The following is a 15,853-nucleotide window of genomic DNA, read 5'->3' on the forward strand; positions in this document are numbered from 1 at the left end:
AATGCAACAAACATTCAGAATTACAGACGAAGATGGTATCCACGCACGTCCGGCAACTGCCCTGGTTAATACAGCAAACAAATTCAAAGGTGCAGAATCTTTTGCAGAAGCTAACGGCAAAAAAGTAACGTTGAAATCCATCCTGGGCGTTCTTTCCCTCGGTTTGGAGCAAGGCGACACCATCAGCATCATCGTTGAAGGTGAAGGCGAAGCTGAAGCTCTTCAAGCTCTGACAGACGTAATGGTTAACGAAGGGTTGGGCGAAATTAATGCTTAATGTTTCCGGGATCGCGGCTTCGGCGGGTATTGCTATCGCCAAGGCGTTTATCTTGGAGCATCCTGACTACTCTGTAGAAAAACGCCAAATTAACGACGTTGACGCAGAGATCGCTAAACTTGACTCAGCTCTGGGTAAATCCCGAGCTGAGCTTGAGGCGATCAAAGAGCGTACTTTACAAGAGCTTGGTGAGAAAAAAGCAGAGATTTTTGCATCTCATTTGCTCATTCTGGATGATCCGGAACTGATTGATCCGGTTAAAGCCAGAATTGCAGACGATATGATCAATGCAGAATTTGCACTGAATGAGACGGCTTCCCAGTTCATCGCCATGTTCGAGAACATGAAGAGCGCATACCTGCAGGAACGTGCAGCGGATATGCGTGACGTAACCAAACGTGTGCTAAATCACTTGCTTGGTATCGACTTCATGAGCCCGGCTGAGATCAGTGAAGAAGTGATTGTGCTTGCGGAAGATCTAACGCCTTCCGATACAGCCCAATTGAACCGCCAATATGTTAAAGGTTTTGCAACCAACATTGGTGGACGTACTTCCCACTCCGCAATCATGGCTCGTTCACTTGAGATTCCGGCTGTTGTTGGAACGAAGGACATCCTGGCTCAAGCGAAACAAGGTGACCTGATTATTGTGGACGGTCTGGATGGACATGTTCTGGTTAACCCTACAGACGAGGTTGTTGCTGAGTACCGTGCCAAACAGGAACAGTATGATGCACAACGTGCCGAGTGGAGAAAACTGCGTGACGAACCAACCGTTACGGTGGACAACGTTCATGTGGAACTGGCTGCGAACATCGGTACTCCGAATGACGTAACAGGTGTATTGGAAAACGGCGGCGAGGCAGTAGGCCTTTATCGTACCGAGTTCTTGTACATGGGTAGAGACAAGCTTCCTTCCGAGGATATTCAGTACAATGCTTACAAAGCTGTACTTGAAAAAATGGAAGGCAAACCTGTCGTAGTTCGTACACTCGACATCGGTGGAGACAAAGAGCTTCCTTACCTGGATCTGCCAAAAGAAATGAATCCATTCCTCGGTTTCCGCGCAGTTCGTCTGTGTCTGGACCGTCTGGATATCTTCCGTACACAGTTGCGTGCTTTGCTTCGTGCAAGTGTACACGGAAACTTGCGTGTCATGTTCCCGATGATCGCAACACTGGGTGAATTCCGTGATGCTAAAGCTGTCCTGCTTGAAGAGAAGGAAAAGCTGGTTGCTGAAGGGATTGCTGTTTCCGACAGCATTCAACTCGGGATCATGGTCGAAATTCCTTCAACAGCTGTAATGGCGGATCAATTCGCCAAAGAAGTGGACTTCTTCAGTATCGGTACCAACGATTTGATTCAGTACACGATGGCTGCTGACCGGATGAATGAACGTGTAGCTTATCTGTACCAACCATACAACCCAGCTATTTTGCGTTTGGTCAAAATGGTTATCGATGCAGCGCATCGTGAAGGGAAATGGGTTGGCATGTGCGGTGAGATGGCAGGAGACGAAACAGCAATTCCATTGCTGCTTGGTCTTGGACTGGATGAGTTCAGCATGAGCGCAACTTCCATTCTGCCAGCGCGTAGCCAGATCACCAAATTGTCCCGTGCGGACATGCAAGCACTGGCTGCCAAAGCTTTGGAAATGCAAACCGCTGAACAAGTGGTTGAACTCGTTCAAAGCATTCAAGCGTAATTTTGCCGGAGCTTCCTCCGGATTTGAGGTTTTCTTTTTCCGATAAAGGGCTGCATTAATACAGCCGATATTGCCGGTGTCCACGATCATGTGGGTACCGGCTTTTTTTCATGGTTAAAGCTTGGCAATGGGAGTTCAGATTAGGGAGAAAAAATCCCCTTGTGGGAATGAGATAAACCCAGAATCTCATCATGCACAAGGGGGAGGGGATTTAAGCAGACTTTCGAGTGAAACTAATTAACTACAAGCACAGTTCAATACAGGTTTGCGCGCTGCAGTCGTTTCATCGAGACGAGTAACTGGTGTGCCGTAAGGGGCGTTGAGCACCAATTCAGGTGTCTCTTCTGCTTCCTTGGCGATGCGAATCATCGTATCAATAAATCCGTCCAGCGTTTCCTTGCTCTCGGTCTCGGTTGGCTCAATCATGATGCACTCCTCGACATTAAGCGGGAAGTATATCGTAGGCGGGTGATAGCCAAAATCGAGCAGGCGTTTGGCTACATCCAGTGTACGAACACCATACTGTTTCAGGCGGCGCCCTGACATAACAAATTCATGTTTGCACACGCCAGGATACGGAATTTCGTAATGAGGTGCCAGGCGAGCCATCATATAATTGGCATTAAGCACAGCGCATTCGGATACACGGCGCAGACCCTCCGGTCCATAGGTACGAATGTAAGCATAGGCACGAACCAAGATACCAAAGTTGCCATAATAGGCTTTGACCCGGCCGATCGATTGATCTCCTTCGTAATCCAGGGCGTACACCCCTTGACCATTTTGAACAACCATCGGTTTAGGTAGGAACGGAATCAAGCGGCTTTTGACACCGACGGGTCCAGCTCCAGGGCCACCACCACCATGAGGCGTGCTCATCGTTTTATGCAAGTTCAGATGTACCACATCAAAGCCCATATCGCCCGGTCGTGTAATGCCCATAATGGCATTGGAGTTAGCACCGTCATAATACAACAGTCCGCCAGCTTTGTGCACGATGGACGCAATTTCTTGAATATCCTTTTCAAACAAACCGAGCGTGTTCGGATTCGTCAGCATGAGTGCGGCGGTATCTGAACCGACAGCAGCACGCAGTGCATCCAGATCGACCAGACCGTCGGCGCGCGACGGAATGGTGACCGTTTCGAATCCGGCTACGGTTGCGCTGGCCGGGTTCGTGCCATGAGAGGAATCGGGCACAATGACTTTGGTACGCAGTTCACCACGGCTTTCGTGATAAGCCCGGATCATCATCAGTCCAGTCCATTCCCCGTGTGCGCCAGCAGCAGGTTGCAGGGTTACGGCATCCATGCCCGTCAGACCTGCAAGATCATTTTGCAAGGTGTGTAGTAATTCGAGAGCCCCTTGCAGGCTTGATTCATGCTGGTATGGATGGATTTTAGCAAAACCGTTATAACGGGCCACATCTTCGTTAATTTTCGGATTATATTTCATCGTGCAGGAACCGAGCGGGTAAAATCCGTTATCTACCCCGAAGTTGCGGCGGGATAATGCGGTGTAGTGGCGAATGACATCAACTTCGAAAACTTCCGGCAACGCTGCCGCTTCGGAGCGAAGCATTTCCCGGGGAATCAGCGTATCTGCTTCCTGACGGGGAACATCACATTCCGGCAGGGAATAAGCCACACGCCCAGGACTGCTTAACTCGAAAATTAATGTCTGTTCGGGAGCAGCAGAGGTTGATGGTTGTGGGCTAATAGTGGCTCCTTCTACTTGTGGGTCAATTCCAGTTTGCTGAGTCACAGCAATCCCTCCAATACACGTGCGAATTCATCAATCTCTTCCTTACTGCGTCGTTCGGTAACGGCAATGAGCATATGTCCGGCGAGCTCCGGATATTCACGTCCAAGTTCATAACCGCCGATGAAGCCTGCATCCAGCAGATTCAGCTGAAGGGCATCTACATCCGTTCCTTCAGGAAGCTGGATAACAAACTCGTTAAACGTAGGGGCCTTATAAGTAAGGCTTACTCCGGGAATGGCTGTTAATGTTTTTAGTGCATAGTGACTCTTCTGCAGATTCAGATCAGCCACATCGATCATGCCCTGCTTTCCCATAGTAGACATATAGACAGAAGCACTAAGCGCCAGCAAAGCCTGATTCGAACAGATGTTGGACGTCGCCTTTTCCCGGCGGATGTGCTGTTCGCGGGCTTGTAGCGTCAGTACGAAGCCGCGTTTGCCGTTGCGGTCCGTTGTCTGACCGACAATTCGGCCAGGGATCCGGCGCATGTGAGCCTGGGACACGGCGAAGTATCCGCAAGTCGGTCCGCCGAGCGAAGCGGCGATTCCAAGGGGCTGCGCATCGCCTACAACGATGTCGGCACCCAGCTTGCCTGGGGCTTCCAGCAAACCGAGCGACAGCGGGTTGGCGCTTACGACGAGCAGGCCTTTGTGCGTGTGCACAAGGTCGGCAGCCTGTTTTACATTTTCCACGGCACCAAAGAAGTTCGGGCTCTGAATCATCACTGCTGCTGTATCCTCCGAAATGGCTGCTTGCAGGGCATCCCAATCAGTCACGCCATCCTTGTAATCAATCTCCACGATCTCCAGACTGAGGCCATGTGCATAGGCCTGCAACACCTGACGTGCTTCTGGGTGAACGGCCCGGGATACGATAAGCTGTTTGCGACGTGTAGCTGCGGCAGCGAGATTGCCTGCTTCAGCAAAAGCCGTTGCGCCATCATACATACTGGCATTGGCTACCGCCATGCCCGTCAGCTCACAGATATACGATTGAAATTCGAAGATCGCTTGCAGTTCTCCTTGGCTGATCTCGGGTTGATAGGGGGTGTATGCCGTGTAGAACTCGGAACGGGAAATGACATGGTTGATGACAGATGGGATGTGATGATCATAGATCCCTGCGCCCAGGAAGCTGGCATGTGTCTCAAAGTTGGCATTCGAGCCAGCCTGCTTCGACATGTGTCGTGTTAACGCATATTCGTCCAGCTTGGAGGACACGGGCAACTCGCCCTGGTACCGAATTTCCTGCGGAATATCTTTGAACAGATCCTCAATTGTTTCTACACCAATCGTAGCGAGCATTGCGCTCTGGTCTTGTTCGGTCATAGGAATGTAGCGGTGCTTGCTCATGCTTACTCAGCTCCTTGGGTAGGGGTCTTTGGCGTACGTGTCCGTTTATGAAAAGGGGTCTTGATGACCTCGGCTTTCAGCTTTTTGCCACGAATCTCAATCTCCAGCGCTGTACCGAGTGCAGTATAGTTGCTGTCAATCAGAGCGAGGCCCAGATTACGTTTCAAGGTCGGCGACTGTGTACCGGTTGTCACTTCACCAATCTGAACGCCATCCGCATAGATGGGGTAATGTGGACGCGGAATGCCGCGCTCCAGCACTTCGATTCCAATTAGCTTGCGGGCAGGGCCGTCATTTTTTTGCTGAAACAAAGCTTCGTGTCCGATAAAAGGCCCGGCGTTCAGTTTCACAAACATGCCCAGCCCTGCCTCCAGTGGAGAGACGGTTGGTGATAATTCCTGACCGTATAAAGGCAACTTCGCTTCGAATCGCAGTGTATCGCGTGCACCAAGTCCTGCTGGAACGAGGCCCACATCAGCACCTGCTTTCATTAGCCCGTTCCATACAAGTGCAGCCTGTTCCGCTGCAACATACAGCTCAAAGCCATCTTCGCCGGTGTAACCGGTTCGTGACAGCAACAGTCGTACTCCGCATACCTCGGCATTCTGTACGAAGCGGAACGGTTCGATGGAGGCGGCATCCACCTCTGAACCTGTAACTTTAGCCAGAATATCGACCGCTAAAGGACCTTGTAACGCCAGTAATGCCGTTTGCTCGGAATCGTTAGTCATGTTCACGCCCGGTATAATGTGCTCCTGAAACCATGCCCAATCTTTGTCGATATTGGAGGCATTGACGACCAGCATGTAGTGTTGTTCTGCGAGTTTATAGATGAGCAAGTCATCCACTACACCGCCATCGGGATAACACATCAGCGTGTATTGGGCCTGACCTGATCCTATTGCGGTCACATCATTAGTCATCATGCGCTGCAAAAAGGCTTCCGCCTGTTCACCCGTTACGGTGAATTCGCCCATATGGGATACATCGAACAGCCCGGCGCGCTCTCGCACAGCTTCATGTTCCTTTTGAATACCGCTAAATTGCACCGGAAGCTCCCAGCCACCAAAATCAATACAACGTACACCTTCATATTGCGCATATAGGGGGAAGAGTGGTGTTCTTAACAAATCGGACATCCAATCACCTCGTCATGGGCCTCAAGCGGGCCGAATATAGAAAAGTGAATCTGTTAACCGGGTTTCAATTTAATTCGATTCAATTCCGTCATGTAACAAGTACAGTCATAAGTAAAGTCATAAGTATTTGATTAGTCGTTTATAAAGGCACGCTGCCGGGTAGACGATTCTAAATCCTGCATTTCATTTTTTGGGAAAAAGGAAAAGGACAGGCCAAAGAACCGGCATGCCAAGTAGCACGCTGTATTCTTAGGCTCTGTCCCTTGTACCTGAGAGTTACCCCGCCGTATGTTCAGACAGGTTTCCCCTTGGGTGATCATAACGTCCAGACCGGACGATTAGATGCTCTCCAGAGTTGCGTCCTGTAAAAGTCCTTTTGCCTGAGAGATTCGCCCCCGCTTGTCGGTGGTTTACTCCTTCGGCGCCGCCTCATGCACATCCCCAAACCGGGTGTACGGGCAATCTCTCCCTTTACATTCATCCGCGGTTCATACGTAGTCCAATAACTTCAGTTGCTCTTATCATTAAAACGTGAATCGACTGTTGATGTCAAGAACGATATCATTAAACTTATATAAAATACGAATATTTTTTAATTTGAAAACGTCAATGTTCGTATATTTGAAAAGAGTGCGCTTACTATGTTAATATTCACCAGTATATGCAGAAAGAGTGGTGTGAGGTTACACAAGGTAAGATATGAATTTCAAATTAATTGTGAGCTATATTGACATTTGAATCCGAAATATCATACGCTGTTGTTTGGGAAAAAGGTGAAGGTCAAAGAACGCATGCACTCATTAATGAAAGCGAGGCGGATATCGATGAGCGAATTGAGAAATGATTTCCTGTACAGTGAAGAGCACGAATGGGTGCAAACCGTAGGGGAGGATACCGTACGTATTGGCATTACCGAGTTCGCACAGCATCAGCTGGGTGACATTGTGTTTGTAGAGTTGCCTGATCTTGAAGCCAGTGTAAAAGCAGAAGACAGCATCGGCACGATTGAATCGGTCAAAACGGTGTCGGATCTGTTCTCACCCGTCAGCGGTACGATTATTGCAGTCAATGAAGCTTTACAGGACTCGCCAGAACTGGTGAATAGCTCTCCTTATGAAGATGGCTGGATGATTGAAATCCGTGTGGATGGAGATGTAACAGCTGCTTTAGCTACATTGCTGAATGCGGACGCATACCGTAAACATACGGAGGAGTAAATAAGGCTGAAACACCGAGTCTATTTGTACTTATGGACATATATATAATCACATATGAATAGATCATTTTATCTTCAAACCTGTGTGAGCTGTATAGCTTATGCAGGTTTTTTGATGTGTTTTTCGTGCGTATGGGTGAGTGTTCAAGTAGAAGTGACGTAGATTTCATGAATAAAAAGAGTTCAAATCGACCAAGCTATTTTATTGCTTTGCATGTTGTATATGAACAAAGTCATAGGCAGAGTAATCCTTGTATATCAAGGATTTGATCATATATTCCTACTAAAAAACGATTACATAATCTAATGTTGTCATCATTATTCATGACGAAAGTACGCTTTCATTTGATTGAACAGGAGAGGTTTCTCGCTTAGGATAACAGCAGGGGAAGCATGATACCCCTTTCATATTGATAATGACTTGATCCAAGGAGGATAAACCAATGAGTAATTTGGACCAAATGTCCAATTCTAAGGGTGGAATACGTGTAGGTGTGCAACGATTCGGACGGTTCTTGAGCGGTATGGTTATGCCGAATATGGGTGCATTTATTGCTTGGGGACTGATTACCGCGATGTTTATTAAAACAGGGTGGTTCCCAAATGCAACGTTAGAACAACTCGTAGGTCCAATGATTAATTATTTGCTGCCACTCTTGATCGGTTATACCGGAGGTACGATGGTCCATGGTCAGCGTGGTGGTGTCGTTGGTGCGATTATGACCATCGGTGTGATTGTAGGTAGTGACATTCCAATGTTCCTTGGTGCAATGATTGCGGGACCGCTCGGAGCATGGGTCATCAAGAAGTTCGACAAGTCCATTGAGGGTAAGATCAGAGCCGGATTTGAGATGCTGGTCAACAACTTCTCGGCAGGAATCATCGGTGGAATTTTGGGCATTATCGCATTACTCGGGATCGGGCCGGCAGTAGAGGCGATCAGCAAGGTATTATCTGCGGGTGTACAGGGTCTAATGAACCTCGGCTTGCTGCCACTGGTGAACCTGATTATTGAACCGGGTAAAGTATTGTTCCTAAATAACGCGATTAATCATGGTATTTTGACACCGATTGCAACAGATCAGGCAAGAGAACTGGGCCAATCCGTTCTTTACATGCTTGAGTCTAACCCGGGACCGGGACTAGGTATTTTGCTTGCTTACTGTTTCTTCGGTCGTGGAATGGCGAAATCTTCTGCACCTGGTGCAGTGGTCATTCATTTCTTCGGCGGAATTCACGAAATTTACTTCCCGTACATTTTAATGAGACCGATTCTGATTCTGGCAGCTATTGCTGGCGGTGTCGCCGGTACGTTAACGTTCATGCTGACTGGAGCAGGACTGGTGTCGGCGCCGTCACCGGGCAGTATCATCGCATACTTCCTGTTGACACCAAAAGGTGGATACATTCCAATGCTCGCAGGGGTTATCGTTGCCGCAGTTGTTTCTTTCCTGATCGCCTCTCTGCTACTCAAAACAGGTAAACAGAAGGAAGAGGATCTGGAAGAGGCCTCTAGCCGAATGAAAGATATGAAAAGCCAAGGCAATACAGCAAATGCAGCCATCACAGCGGATAACCGTGAAGCAGACAGAGCAGCAGATATCGCAACTTCTGCAGCTTCCAAGGCAAAAACAGATGTGAAAAAGATTGTTTTCTCCTGTGATGCGGGTATGGGTTCCAGTGCCATGGGTGCTTCAATTCTGCGCAAAAAAATGAAAGCCGAAGGGATCGACATTACTATAACCAACACGGCGATCAGTGAAATTCCGCAAGATGCAGACGTTGTCATTACGCAAAAAACACTAACGGATCGTGCACGTACAGTGGCACCGAACGCAGAGCATATATCCATTGACAATTTCCTAAAAAGCCCGGAATACGAAGCGCTTGTTGAACGTTTGAAATAAGCGGAGAGCAGACTGCGAACCAGCTTCTAACGAGGGCAGCCGTTTTCCCAGAGCCGGAGGCTTAGATATGAGTATTACCAAAAGACAACGTGAAATTGTGGAATTCCTGCTGGAGCATCCCCATGAAGTCACGGCCGGCGAAATCGCCGTTGAAGTAAAAGTGAGTACCCGTACCGTGCATCGTGAGCTGCTGATGATTGAACAGTGGCTTGAACCGTTCGGTATGCGATTGGAAAAAAAGTCGGGAACCGGAATACGTATTGATTCCGGTTCAGATGACCTCAGCGCATTACGCCAGAAGTTGGAAGGTAATGAATATGTAGAGTTTACGCCGGAAGAGCGTAAGCTCTTCATGCTTTGCATCTTGCTGGATGAAGCCGAACCGGTCAAACTGCTTGCGCTCGCTTCCGATCTGAAAGTGACGGTCTCGACGGTTACCACGGATCTGGATGATCTGGAGTCACGTATCCGGCAGGCGGGGTTAAAGCTTGTTCGAAGGCGAGGATATGGCGTCAAAATTACCGGAAGTGAGGCGATCCATCGCAGAGCCATTGCGGCGCTCGCTTTGGAAGTACTGGATGAGTCAGACCTTTTTGGTAGGCAACCCGAACAAGGAGGCTCCATCGTTAATCAAAAGTTGCTCAGCATGATCGGTCATAGTGATGTGCTTACCATTGAGAATGCATTATGGCAGCCGGATATCGAATGGCTCGAAAAAATTCCAGAACGACAGTACATGAAACTGCTTATTCAGTTATCGGTAGCGGTTGTTCGCATACGCAAAGGTTTTAATATAGGACGTTCCTCCTCAGGAATGATCACGACCGCAACCGAAGGCATATCGGCGGAGCAGCATGAACAGCGAGTCCCTGTATTCATGGCTTCGCGTCTGTGCAGCGTTCTATACTCACAGCTTGGAGTCACCTTCTCGGAAGAAGAGTGGACGTATTTTCATCAATTGCTTACAGAAACAGAGCAGCAGATTCATTCTTCTCGTCTACTTCCGATTGATGATCTGATTCTCATGGACAGAGTGCATTCACTAACGGATCAGATGCAGGAAAGAACAGGTTATGCCTTTCATGAAGATCGTTTGCTTCGCGAAGGGCTAATTACACATATGGTGCCTGTTATGGAGCGGCTTGAAGGACATCAGGTGATCCGTAATCCGTTATTACAGCAGATTCGCAAGGATTATGACATCCTTTTTGAACAAGTTAAAAAGTCCGTGTTACAGGCATGGCCGGGAGCAGCAGTTCCAGATGAAGAGATCGGTTTTCTCGTGATGCATTTTGGTGCTTCTATTGAACGGCTTCGAGCGTTAAAGCAGGAAATCCGGGCGATCGTGGTATGTAACAGTGGCATTGGTTCCTCGCGTATGCTGTCCAGCAGGTTGTCCAAGGAGTTTCCGGAAATACAGATTATAGACAGTGTCTCCTGGTACGAAGCGGCCCGAATGCCAGCCGAAGAATATGATCTGGTGTTATCCACCGTCGATTTGCCAATGGAGGAAGATCAGTATTACAAGGTCAGTCCGCTGCTTACAGCAGAGGAGAGTGAGAGCCTGCGACATTTTATCAAAACAACAACGTTACAGCGGCAACATCGCAAACCCCTTGAAAAGGGGAATGAGACAACGAATCATAATAACTCCGACCCGGATGGGATGGAAGCAACCTTACTTGAAATTGTGCGCATTATCGGTAAGTTTCAGGTACATGCCATGGATAACACTCAGCTTGATTTTGCCCAAAGTGTGCGTGAGATGTGTAAAGTTGCACATCGAGCAGGTGTATTGAAAGACCCGGAAGAGGTTGCCAAACTGCTTGAAGTTCGTGAGTCAATGGGCAGTCAGAAGATTCCCGGAACTCAGCTGGCTCTTTTCCATACACGGAGCGAAAGTATCTATAAGCCATCCATTAGGCTTTTTCAACTTGATGAACCTTTGCTTCGGACAGCAGAGGACAAGGAGGGAGTAAGCCATGTGCTGCTGATGCTTGGGCCAAAGGAGCTATCCAAGGAAAGCTTGGAGGTTCTCAGTGAGATTAGTGCGCTGCTGCTGCAAGAAGAGATGATTACGTTGCTGGGGCAAGGGAACAGGGATGAGATTATTCATTACCTGTCCCGGGAACTGGTTGGATTTTATCGCAGTAAAAATGAAATTGGAGGTCAATAACATGAGTATGTTAACAACAGATAAAGTCATCATGAACGCGACGGCTCAAGATAAATACGAAGCTATTCGTATGGCAGGACAGATTTTGAAGGATGCAGGCCATATCAGTGAGGATTATATTGACAAAATGATTGAGCGTGAAGAGATCGTATCCACCTATGTGGGCAATGGACTGGCTATTCCGCATGGCACGAAAGAATCCAAAGCATTTATTCTCTCCACTGGAATCTCGGTGATTCAGTTCCCGCAGGGGGTTGATTTTGGAGAGGAAAAAGCGTACATGGTCATTGGCATCGCGGCTCAGGGCGGCGAACATATGGAGATTCTAACAAGCATTGCGGTAATCTGTGCCGAGGAAGAAAATATGGAAGCGCTGCGTCATGCAAAAACAGCAGAGGAAGTCATCGCGATTCTGGAAAGTGAAATGGAGCTATGAAGGCCCTTCACTTTGGCGCAGGTAACATTGGACGTGGATTTATCGGCTTGATTCTGTCCCGTGCCGGATATGAAGTGACATTCTCGGATGTGAATCAGGAACTGGTGAATGCTCTTCGGGAGCGCGGTGAGTATACCGTGGAGCTTGCCAATGAGAGTAAAGATCAGGAGACGGTAACCGGAGTAACGGCCATTGATGGGCGAGAGTTGCAGCAAGTTGCTGAAGCGGTGGCTGAAGCAGATATGGTTACTACTGCGGTGGGAGTAGGTGTGCTGAAGCATATTGCGCAAGGAATCGCAGAAGGTCTGGGGTTAAGAAGACGTGCAAGTTCTGTGCAAAAACCCCTGCATATTATTGCTTGTGAGAACGCCATCGGTGGAAGCACACAATTGAAGGAGCATGTGTATGCTTTGCTGGATGAGCAGGGGCGCTCGTTTGCCGATCAATATGTTTACTTCCCGAATTCGGCCGTAGACCGAATTGTCCCGATTCAGAATCATGAAGACCCGCTGCATGTTCAGGTGGAACCTTTTTATGAATGGGTTGTGGATCGCTCCCAGATGGCGCCAGCGTTTAAACCGATGGATGGTGTCGTTTATGTAGATGATCTGGAACCTTACATTGAGCGCAAATTGTTTACCGTCAATACAGGACACTGCGTTGCGGCATATATCGGTTACGTGCACGGGTATGATACGATCCAGCAGGCGATTGCAGATGAAAAAGTGAAATCTGTGGTTTACGGTGCATTGCAGGAAACGGGTCGGGTGTTGGTGAACCGTTTTGGCTTTAACCCGGAAGAGCATGAACAGTATATTTTGAAAATTTTGGGGCGGTTTGTTAATCCTTATCTGACCGATGAAGTAACCCGTGTGGGGCGCTCGCCACTACGCAAGCTCTCCCCGAATGATCGTCTCGTTCGCCCGGCACTTCTGGCGCATGCGGACGATATGACGGTGACCTATCTGGCTATGGGCATGGCGGCGGCCTGCAAGTTTGATGTAGCAGATGATCCCGAAGCAGCCGAACTGCAAAGTATGATTCGTGAGAAAGGCGTCGCAGCTGCGCTGTCACACTATACCACCATGGATGAGGAGCATCCGGTCCTGGTGGAAGCGGTGAAGCAGCACCGTCACATGTAATCGGTTAGTATAACAGTAATCGAAGTCTGGCCAAGTATATTAACGAACCTAAGTATCAAATATAAAGAAACCATCCCTTCAAATGAATGATGCAGTTCCATTTGAGAAGGAATGGTTTCTTTTATTTTTCGATCCTAGTTAACAATCGGCTCTTCATATCTTTTTTAGCAAATAAGAACTGGCTTGGCTTTTACACCAGCTATTCATACTTCTGTACATAGTTCTCCAAACATTGCTGACAAATGCATGACTTGCCGCGCTGCTCGGCCGGAACACGCTCAAATACACCTTCGGGAAAAGAAGCGTGGCCGCACCAGCATTCCGAATGTGGTTTACCCGCAGCGTAGGCACAAGCATTGCTTTCACCGCAGAGAGCACACATGAACACATCGACCGTTTCGCTGGGAGTGCTATTCTGCTGATCAGACATCGGCTAGACCTCCTTTTCAATGTTTTTAAGCTGGGCATGGCTATCTATTGATATCAGTATAACAAATCAAGCCGTTATACACCGCACCTTTCATTCTTCTGGTGGAAGCTCAATTTGTAACCCTTCCACATGTTTACGTCCCATCAATTTGCGTTTTTTGCGGTTTTCTTTGCTCTCCAGCACAATGTCTAAATCGTAATTGCCTGGATACAACTCATCGGCAGAGATATGCAGACGCAGACGTTTCTTATGAATTTTTAGTTTGCGTCCCCGGATCATCACTTCGATCTGTCCGCGATTGTCCTCTTCTATACTTACGATACCTGCCTGATCCAGATAGGCCACATAGACGCGGTCTCCTTTACGAAAATCACGAATTGGTGCTGAATCAGAGACGAGAGGCGCATCGTTTGGAGAAATAGTCTCATTTGGAACGGTCGTATGTGCATGATGCTCTTTAGAATCAGTGCGTTCCATAGAAACAGGTACGGAAGTGTGATTTTCGCCATCTGTTTGAGGCAGTAGCTCTTTCAAAACAACTTGAACAGTGTTCTTTGCCAAAGCCGCCTCGTCCACAACAGATTTGGAACGATCGATAATATGCTTGGGCATGCCCAGCTTCAGCGCAATGGAATATGCATAACTTTCACCGGCTTCTCCGATCCGAAGTCGATACAGAGGTTGGAGAGATACCGTATCGAACTCCATACGTGCATTTTCAAACCCAGGTGCGGCTGAAGCGAAATGTTTAATTTCCCCAAAATGTGTTGTAGCCACAACGGTTGCTCCGCAGCGATGCAATTCCTCCAGCATAGCTATGGAGAGTCCGACACCTTCTCCAGGATCTGTGCCGGATGCCATTTCGTCAATAAGCACAAGCGTGGAAGGATTTGCCTCCTCCAGAATGGTAATCATATTGCGAATATGTGCCGAGAATGTGCTGAGTGCCTGTTCTAGACTCTGACCATCGCCGATATCCACTGCGATCTGTTCATACACAGCCATCTCTCCTCCCTCATGCACAGGAACAAGCAGTCCGGATTGCATCATCAGCGTTAATAGCCCCAGTGTCTTGAGTGCGACGGTTTTGCCGCCTGTGTTCGGACCTGTAATGATGAGGGACGAGTAAGTGTATCCGATGGAAAAATCAAGCGGGATCATTGACGGCCCCATCAGCGGGTGTCTCGCTCGTTGCAGGTTAACTTTACCCTTGCTATTAACGTGTACGGATTGTCCGTCAATAGCTGCTGCATATTTCGCTTTGGCAAATAGAAAGTCCAAGACACCAACGGTTTCCGTATTTAAGGCAATCTCTCGGCTGTAAGATTCGGCCAGATCAGTCAGGTCGCCGAGAATTTTCATCTCTTCCCTGGATTCCTCTGCCTGCAATGAAGTGAGTTCCATCTGCAGACCTGTCAGCTCGGCAGGTTCGATATAGACGGTTTGGCCGCTCCCGGATTCGTCGAGTACGCTGCCTTTGACGTGTTTGCGGAATTCTTTTTTGATGGGCAGTACGGTTCTTCCATTTCGCTGACTCACGACTTGCTCCTGCATGATCGAACGGTGTTTGCTAATCAGAGAATCCAGCTTGCGTTTCATTCGTTCCTCGTTCACGCTCATTTTTTTTCGGATGCGGACGAGTTCCTTACTGGCCTGATCCTGAATGCGACCACTGTGGATACAGCGTTCGATCTCGCTTCGCAAGGATTCCATCAGGATCATGGAGGATGCATAACGACTAACGATCGGAGCAACGCCAGATTTGCTATCCATATACTTCATTAGTTGTGCGCAGCTGCGGAGAAACTGGGCAAGATGGCTGAAGTCACGTTCACTGAACAGATACCCGGTACCGAGCAGGTCGATGATGGTCTCCATTCCTTCTAGCGAAGGAATAGGCACACTCGCTCCGAAACGGACAAGAGCTGTCGCTTCTGCGGTTTCGTTCAAACGCATCTGAATCAGATGTGCATCGGTCATTGGTTTAAGTTCCCTGGCGTATCGTTTGCCCAGATAGGAAAGGGCACAGTCTGCAATGTTTTTCTGAATATGGTGGAAGCCAAGACTGGTAAGCGTTTGTTCGTTCGAGCTTTTGATATTTGCTATCGTGCTAGCGTCATTATTGTTGATATTAATGTTCACGTCTAAATCTCTCCTTCATGTAAAATGTTTTTGTGTGCTACAGTGAAAAATATTCCTCATGGAAAACACAAAAAGGGCGGGGAATGAACAAACGTCATTCTCCGCCCTGAACGTATGGGAAAGCAAAGTCCAATAAGGGTCTGTACAAAAAAATCCGCGCTGAACAC

At 48.2% G+C, this 15,853-nt stretch carries 12 protein-coding genes and 2 riboswitches; of the genes, 7 read left to right on the forward strand and 5 right to left on the reverse strand.

Translation table 11 applies throughout. From position 1 onward, the window contains the following. Position 1 precedes the first annotated feature (1 nt). Together ACUTVW_RS09455 and ptsP are read left to right on the forward strand one after the other, a co-directional pair. Complete coding sequence (locus ACUTVW_RS09455; RefSeq protein WP_036617010.1) at positions 2 to 277, forward strand: HPr family phosphocarrier protein; 276 nt, start codon at positions 2 to 4, stop codon at positions 275 to 277. Beyond that, positions 270 to 1,982 (forward strand): phosphoenolpyruvate--protein phosphotransferase, encoded by a 1,713-nt coding sequence (gene ptsP / locus ACUTVW_RS09460; protein ID WP_445645557.1) that lies wholly within the window; start codon positions 270 to 272, stop codon positions 1,980 to 1,982. The genes ACUTVW_RS09455 and ptsP overlap by 8 nt, the downstream gene beginning before the upstream one ends. 237 nt (positions 1,983 to 2,219) lie before the next feature. Here ptsP and gcvPB read toward each other — a convergent pair whose 3' ends face one another. The 3 genes from gcvPB to gcvT are packed head-to-tail and all read right to left on the reverse strand — an operon-like array spanning position 2,220 to position 6,237. Continuing rightward, positions 2,220 to 3,701: an aminomethyl-transferring glycine dehydrogenase subunit GcvPB gene (gene gcvPB / locus ACUTVW_RS09465; protein ID WP_445645863.1), complete on the reverse strand. Its 1,482-nt coding sequence runs from the start codon at positions 3,699 to 3,701 to the stop codon at positions 2,220 to 2,222. Between the two features lie 41 nt (positions 3,702 to 3,742). Next, positions 3,743 to 5,098: an aminomethyl-transferring glycine dehydrogenase subunit GcvPA gene (gene gcvPA / locus ACUTVW_RS09470; protein ID WP_445645558.1), complete on the reverse strand. Its 1,356-nt coding sequence runs from the start codon at positions 5,096 to 5,098 to the stop codon at positions 3,743 to 3,745. 2 nt (positions 5,099 to 5,100) lie between these two features. Beyond that, positions 5,101 to 6,237 carry a glycine cleavage system aminomethyltransferase GcvT gene (gene gcvT / locus ACUTVW_RS09475; protein WP_445645559.1) on the reverse strand — a complete coding sequence of 379 codons (1,137 nt, stop codon included), beginning with the start codon at positions 6,235 to 6,237 and terminating at the stop codon, positions 5,101 to 5,103. Positions 6,238 to 6,491: 254 nt separating this feature from the next. After that, positions 6,492 to 6,592: riboswitch (glycine riboswitch) on the reverse strand. 3 nt (positions 6,593 to 6,595) lie between these two features. Further along, positions 6,596 to 6,718: riboswitch (glycine riboswitch) on the reverse strand. A gap of 343 nt (positions 6,719 to 7,061) precedes the next feature. Here gcvT and gcvH point away from each other — a divergent pair. The 5 genes from gcvH (at position 7,062) to ACUTVW_RS09500 (ending at position 13,114) form a co-directional block, all read left to right on the forward strand. Continuing rightward, positions 7,062 to 7,454: a glycine cleavage system protein GcvH gene (gene gcvH / locus ACUTVW_RS09480; RefSeq protein WP_445645560.1), complete on the forward strand. Its 393-nt coding sequence runs from the start codon at positions 7,062 to 7,064 to the stop codon at positions 7,452 to 7,454. Positions 7,455 to 7,896: 442 nt separating this feature from the next. After that, the gene (locus ACUTVW_RS09485) at positions 7,897 to 9,360 is read left to right on the forward strand and encodes a PTS mannitol transporter subunit IICB (protein WP_445645561.1); all 1,464 of its coding nucleotides are present in this window, start codon (positions 7,897 to 7,899) and stop codon (positions 9,358 to 9,360) included. A 67-nt stretch (positions 9,361 to 9,427) separates the two neighbouring features. Then, on the forward strand, positions 9,428 to 11,536 hold the full coding sequence (locus ACUTVW_RS09490; RefSeq protein WP_445645562.1) for a BglG family transcription antiterminator: 2,109 nt from the start codon (positions 9,428 to 9,430) through the stop codon (positions 11,534 to 11,536). 1 nt (position 11,537) lies between these two features. After that, complete coding sequence (locus ACUTVW_RS09495; protein ID WP_445645563.1) at positions 11,538 to 11,972, forward strand: PTS sugar transporter subunit IIA; 435 nt, start codon at positions 11,538 to 11,540, stop codon at positions 11,970 to 11,972. Continuing rightward, positions 11,969 to 13,114 carry a mannitol-1-phosphate 5-dehydrogenase gene (locus ACUTVW_RS09500; protein WP_445645564.1) on the forward strand — a complete coding sequence of 382 codons (1,146 nt, stop codon included), beginning with the start codon at positions 11,969 to 11,971 and terminating at the stop codon, positions 13,112 to 13,114. The genes ACUTVW_RS09495 and ACUTVW_RS09500 overlap by 4 nt, the downstream gene beginning before the upstream one ends. Before the next feature lie 199 nt (positions 13,115 to 13,313). Here ACUTVW_RS09500 and ACUTVW_RS09505 read toward each other — a convergent pair whose 3' ends face one another. Together ACUTVW_RS09505 and ACUTVW_RS09510 are read right to left on the reverse strand one after the other, a co-directional pair. Then, positions 13,314 to 13,544 carry a cysteine-rich CWC family protein gene (locus tag ACUTVW_RS09505; protein ID WP_445645565.1) on the reverse strand — a complete coding sequence of 77 codons (231 nt, stop codon included), beginning with the start codon at positions 13,542 to 13,544 and terminating at the stop codon, positions 13,314 to 13,316. Between the two features lie 90 nt (positions 13,545 to 13,634). After that, on the reverse strand, positions 13,635 to 15,593 hold the full coding sequence (locus ACUTVW_RS09510) for an endonuclease MutS2 (protein WP_445645864.1): 1,959 nt from the start codon (positions 15,591 to 15,593) through the stop codon (positions 13,635 to 13,637). Between the last annotated feature and the right edge of the window lie 260 nt (positions 15,594 to 15,853).

The sequence above is a fragment of the Paenibacillus sp. TSA_86.1 genome, assembly GCF_052691815.1.